Here is a 5399-nt window from a genome sequence, read left to right on the forward strand (position 1 = left end):
TATAAAAACGCGTATAAAAGGCTGTTTTGCTCAAATATAAAGGCCTTAACAAGGAGAAAAAATGAAGAAACTTCTTTCCGTATTAAGTGCACTGTTGCTTACAAATGTGTTGTTTGCCGCAGGTGCCAATAAAATGACAATGGTAACATATTTCCCTGTCAAATATGTGGCATATAGCCAAGTAGATGTAATGAAGCAAATGGACGTCGGTTTAACATCTGCCTGCCAAATGAATTTAGGTTGCACAACAGACGAGGGTTTCAATACGGGCAAATCCCTGCGCGTAAATAACCTTTTAAAAATAGCGGGGGGAAAACTGGAACTTAATGACGCGCCGGCTATCGTGGGAACTACGGCCCTTATGGGTAGTGGCAACGGAACGGCGGACTTTGATTTTGAAACCAATTTGCGCATAGGCAATTACAAACAAGGTTACACGATGCAAGCGGAGAATATGTATTTGAGCGAACTTAATTTGTTTGGTTATAAGCTCCCGGCTTGTAGTGGGGAAACAATGAGTTGGCAGAAACTCAAATTAAAGAACAAGGACGAAGTATATTTGGTCTGTGGCGAAGCGGAAAAAGGGGAAGAGACTTGTACCCCTAGTAAAAACGGCTTGGCAAAGTATTATGAAACTTGCTCTGACGGAAGTACCAAGATTACTTATACTTGGAACTATTCCACTTGCAAATATGATGCTTCTGGCTATTGTCCGAAAGAAAGCGATGATATATCTTGCTGTGTATTGCAGAAACATACTTATTATTATACTTGGAATGAGCCGCAGGATAGTAATCCATATGCTTGCGGGCATGATCTTGTTACCGAAACTGAGACGTATTATCGGGAAGAGGGGGCTAAAGATAAGTACGGGGCAGGACATGCAAATTTATGCCCGGCTAATGCTAACATTGGAATCCATTTGCGCGGAGAAAACTTGGGGTGGAATTGTCTTATTTCATCTACTGATTGGAGAGACCCTGAATACGCAGGGTGTAATAGGGGGGGAAAAATAGAAAAACTAATTTGTCAGTGGGATAAGAATACAGACAATACCTGTACGAAAAATCAAATTACTGATTTAGTTATTTCGGAACCTTAATATTATCTCTTTTAATTCCCCCGGCTACGCCGGGGGATAGTTATTTCTAAACTTAAATTATTTGGCGCCCGTACTGCCAAAGCCGCCCGTTCCGCGGGTCGTGTCCGATAGTTCGGCGGCCTCCTCAAAAGACGGGTACAGCGTGGGCAAAACCACCAACTGCGCCACCTTTTGCCCGGCTTCAAAGACAAATTCGCTGTTGTTTAAGTTGTACATACACACCAGCAGTTCGCCGCGGTACGGTGCATCTACGAGCCCTGCCATAGCCTTGATGCCCTTGCTTTCTACCGAACTTTTACCCCAGATAATGCCCGAGGTGTTTTCCGGCAGTTCCACGGCAATCCCGGTGCGCACCTTCACCACCGTGTGCGCGGGCAAAACCGTGCGTTCCAGGGCGAATAAATCCGCCCCCGAATCCGTCGCGTGCGCGCGGTGCGGAAGCAAAGCGCGCGGGTCCAACTTTTTGGCTTTAATAATGGGTTGTTGCATATCAGTTCATTAATTTTTCAATTTGCGTAAGCGCGTTTTGCGCGTAAATGCGTACGTTTTCGTCGTCCGTCTGAGCAAGCACCTTTAATTGCGGAATTAAACTTTTTAAAAGCCCGGTATCAAAGGCTCTGTCCGACGTGTAGGTAAACGCGTCCGGGTTGGATAATACGCCCGCCATATACGCGGCGGCGCGGGCGGCGTTGATACGCTCGTTCTTGTTGGCGCTTAACAGCCCTTGGCGGACGGTATCCACGGCGTTGCCGGTCATAAACCCGAGTGCCAGCGCATAGGTGGCCGAAGCGGGGGAATTATAATCGCGGCGGAGTTCTTTTGCGGTGGCGGCCAAGGTGTAATCCCGGTTTTTGGCAAGCCCGGTGGCAATTTGGCTCTGCACCGAGGGCACGGTTTCCGTCTTGGCCATTTTTAAAAGTTGTTTGGCGGCGCCTTCGCTGTGCAGGGTGGTCAGCCAAGCGGCGGACGCGGCGCGCGTGGTATCATCAGCCGAGGCAGAAGCCTGCTTTAAATATTTTAGTTGCGCCTTGGCGTCGTCCGTCAGCACGTTTAAAGAGCGCACTGCAAAGGCCGGGTCGTAGGCGTACAGGCGCACGATATCCAGCGCATAGTTTTGGTCGTTGGGGTTGATAATGCCATAAGCCCCGGCGGCGTACGCGCGCAAAACCAGGTCTTTGCTTTGCAGGGCGTTTTGCAAAACGGGGGTTAATTCCTCATACACCGCGCCCATTGCCGTAATAATAACGGCGGCAAAGGTTTGTTTGAGTGCGTCGTCGTTCTTCAAAACCAAGTTAAAAAGGGCGGGTTCCTGCGCCTTGGCGGGCGGATTTTTAACCAAACTGGCCCCGGCGGCAAAAACGGTGTCCGGGTCTTTGGACGAGCGGAAAAGTTGCAATACGCGCTGGTTTTCCGCCGCGGTGCGGTTATTTTTTTGCAAGAGCGGCAGGGCCTGTTGCAAGGAGTTTTGGGCCGAAGCCGATAAGGCGGCGCACAAAAGGGCCGCTAGTAAAAGGTGTTTTTTCATATTGTTATTATACCATTATATACGCGCGGGCCGGACCATAAAAAACCCCGGACGCGGGGCCCGGGGAAAGGAGGAGGAGAAAAAATTAATTTGCGGCAAAGGCTTCCAGCAAGCGTTCAGCGTTTTCGCCGCCTTTAAAGCGGTTCTTTTCTTGATTGGCGTAGAAACGCAAGTTGTCCGCTTCTTTCAGCACGACAATCTTCGTTCCGCCCAGCGCCAGCAAAAAGCGCAGATTGGTTTGATTTTTCATAGTTACCCCACAAGTTCATTATTCTTATACATTAATAGAATACCTGTTTCTTTGGGCTCAAACAAGGGTCTTTGGACCCAATAAAAATTAGGCCCCGGCCTAAGGGATATGGTAAAATACCCCTATGAAAAAATTATTTCTTTTGCTGGTCTGCCTGCTTTGCGCAGGTGTTTGCCGGGCGGAGGAGTCCCGCCTGATTATTAACCCCGGGCGCGAAACCTTTGTACATTTCCCGTCCGAAATTATGGGTTCTGATTATACCCTTACCGTTTTTCTGCCCGAGGAATTTGTGCCGCTTTCCAAGCGTTACCCCGTGGTGTATTTGTTTGGCCCCGGCCCCAAACAGGCCGAAGCAGGCCACGCCTTGGCCGCCAAGGAACAGGTGCTGGCGGTGGCGGTAAATTTTGAAGAGGAAGATTATAAAGAGGCCGACAAAATCGTGCGCTTTTTAGCGCGCGAGTTGGTGCCGTATATTGATACCAATTATTTAACGCTGGCCGCTCCCAACCGCCGCGTGCTGGCCGTGCAGGGGGACAAGGCCGCCAAGGTGGCCAAGGAACTTTTTTATAAGCCTAATTTGTTTGGCGCGCTCGCGCTTTTTTCGCCGGGTGCCGAAGCGGGAAACTGGGGTGAATTTACTCCGTCCGCGCGCGTTTTGGTAGCGGGGAGCCAAAGCGAACTGGCCGCGGCGCAAGCGTCTTTGGAGCGGGTAAATAAAACCTACGGGCGCGATTTTGCGCTGTCGTACCGGGGGAATAACAAAGATTGGTTTAGCGCGTTGCCGCTTGGGTATTTGCTTTCCGCCCCTAGTAAAGCCGCTTTAAAGCGTTTGGAGGCCCGCGTGTCGGACGCTAAATTGACGCTTGGCGGTGCAGTTGCCCTGCGCGTAAAAGCGCGCTTAAAGGGCGGTTTTGTGTTTGATTATGTGCCGCCTGTGGTGCGGTTTAGTCCGCCGTATTTAACTTGGAACGCGGGGCTTGGTACCCTGGAAATGCTGCCCGGGGCCGAAAGCGGGAGCGTAAAAATACAGGGCGGTGTGGATAAAATCACGTTTTCCACAAAAATTACGCTTAAAAAACAATAAAAATGCCCGAAAAAGGGCTTTTTATGCAAAAAAAAGTAAACTTGTCAACAGTTTTTTGAAAAAGTTTAAAAAATAAGCAAAAGGGGGCATTTTTCAAATCCCCGACGGGGAAAATCGGTTTTTTTATTTTATCCCCCTATACAAAGGGTAAGTTATCCACAGAAAAACGGACTTATCCACAAGGTGTGAAAACCGCGCGCCCCCGGAACCCGAAAAAAAGCCTTTTTGGGGGGATAAGTGTAGAGTAGCGGGGGAGTTATCCACAGGTTGTCCACAGCGTGTGGATAACGCGTGTGAAAATAAAAATTATCCGCGCCGGGCGCGCTTTTGCTATAATCAAAACAGGAGGATTTTTATATGAAATTAAGAACCTTTTTATTATTCTTATGTTCTGCGGCGTTATTTGCGTGCGCGTCATCCCAAAAGAACGACGAGGATATTCCGCGTCCTGCCAAGCGCGATCCGGTGATTGATGAGCAAGCCAAAAAGAACGAAAAACTCTATAACCAGAGCGAAGCCCGTATGGCTAAAACCCTGCGTCTGCCTGCGATTACTTACGAATTTGACTCCATCCGCCCGCCGGAATACGCCTATCCTTTTTTGGATAAGGTAGCCAACGTAATGAAGGACAAACCGTCCTTGCATTTGATTGTGGAAGGCCATACCGACGTGTTGGGTACGGCGGAATATAACTACTGGCTGGGGGCTTCCCGCGCCGCGGCGATGAAGGCCTATTTGGTCAGCCGCGGGGTAAATGCGGAGCGCATCCGTATTCACTCCTACGGCAAGGACAGACCGCTGACGCTGGATAATTCCAGCGACGGACGGAGAACCAACCGCCGGGTGGAATTTTCGTTCACCACCCGCCAATGGAATTCCATTTATTAATAAGTTAAGTTGTGGCTCATTTTTTACCCCGGAGGATTTCTTTTCCCCCGGGGTTTTTTGTTTGGTAATGTAGATTTTTCTTTTGGCGCGGTTCTCCGGGGTGGGGAAGTAGTTGTTATCAAAATAGAGGTCATTCTGAACTTGTTTCAGAATCTACCGCTTGGGTTGTTGGTCGTTTGTAAAAATAAAAGTCATACTGGAAGGTTTGCTGGCGAGGAGCGTTCCAGTATCTAATCCTTATTTTATAACGACAGATCCTGGACTACGACTTTCCAGGATGACGGCAACGACAAACAACAGATTCCCGACTACGACCTTCGGGAATGACAAGGAAAATAGAATAAGAACAAGACAAGCGTCATCCCCGAGAGTTTCTGTCGGGGATCTGTCGTTTCGTAAGGAAACGAAAACAACGTAACGACGGATTCCCGACTACGACCTTCGGGGATGACAAACGAAGTATGCTTCTTTGTTGTTTTTTGATTGGTCGTTAAAGGCCCTAAAAGGGCCGTATAAAAGAGTTTTTCCGTCTGGGTCCAAAAAAGGCTTG

At 48.9% G+C, this 5399-nt stretch carries 6 protein-coding genes; 3 read left to right on the forward strand and 3 right to left on the reverse strand.

The annotated features are described in order from the left end of the window. Positions 1-61: 61 nt before the first annotated feature. Positions 62-1102, forward strand: a complete 1041-nt coding sequence (locus tag B2118_RS07430) for a hypothetical protein (RefSeq protein WP_428054682.1) — start codon at positions 62-64, stop codon at positions 1100-1102. Between the two features lie 57 nt (positions 1103-1159). Here the strand turns inward: B2118_RS07430 and dut are convergent, their stop codons facing one another. The 3 genes from dut to B2118_RS07445 form a co-directional block, all read right to left on the reverse strand. Further along, a complete protein-coding gene (gene dut / locus B2118_RS07435; RefSeq protein ID WP_428054684.1) occupies positions 1160-1591 on the reverse strand; it encodes a dUTP diphosphatase in 432 nt (143 codons plus the stop codon). A 1-nt stretch (position 1592) separates the two neighbouring features. Continuing rightward, positions 1593-2627 carry a hypothetical protein gene (locus B2118_RS07440; protein WP_428054686.1) on the reverse strand — a complete coding sequence of 345 codons (1035 nt, stop codon included), beginning with the start codon at positions 2625-2627 and terminating at the stop codon, positions 1593-1595. Positions 2628-2712: 85 nt separating this feature from the next. After that, the gene (locus tag B2118_RS07445; RefSeq protein ID WP_428054688.1) at positions 2713-2877 is read right to left on the reverse strand and encodes a hypothetical protein; all 165 of its coding nucleotides are present in this window, start codon (positions 2875-2877) and stop codon (positions 2713-2715) included. A gap of 124 nt (positions 2878-3001) precedes the next feature. Here B2118_RS07445 and B2118_RS07450 point away from each other — a divergent pair, with 124 nt between their 5' ends. After that, positions 3002-3961 carry an alpha/beta hydrolase-fold protein gene (locus B2118_RS07450; RefSeq protein WP_428054690.1) on the forward strand — a complete coding sequence of 320 codons (960 nt, stop codon included), beginning with the start codon at positions 3002-3004 and terminating at the stop codon, positions 3959-3961. A gap of 357 nt (positions 3962-4318) precedes the next feature. Beyond that, positions 4319-4849 carry an OmpA family protein gene (locus tag B2118_RS07455; protein WP_428054692.1) on the forward strand — a complete coding sequence of 177 codons (531 nt, stop codon included), beginning with the start codon at positions 4319-4321 and terminating at the stop codon, positions 4847-4849. The last annotated feature ends 550 nt before the right edge of the window (positions 4850-5399 follow it).

Origin of the sequence: Candidatus Avelusimicrobium stercoris (assembly GCF_002437085.1) — a bacterium.
Lineage (GTDB): Bacteria > Elusimicrobiota > Elusimicrobia > Elusimicrobiales > Elusimicrobiaceae > Avelusimicrobium > Avelusimicrobium stercoris.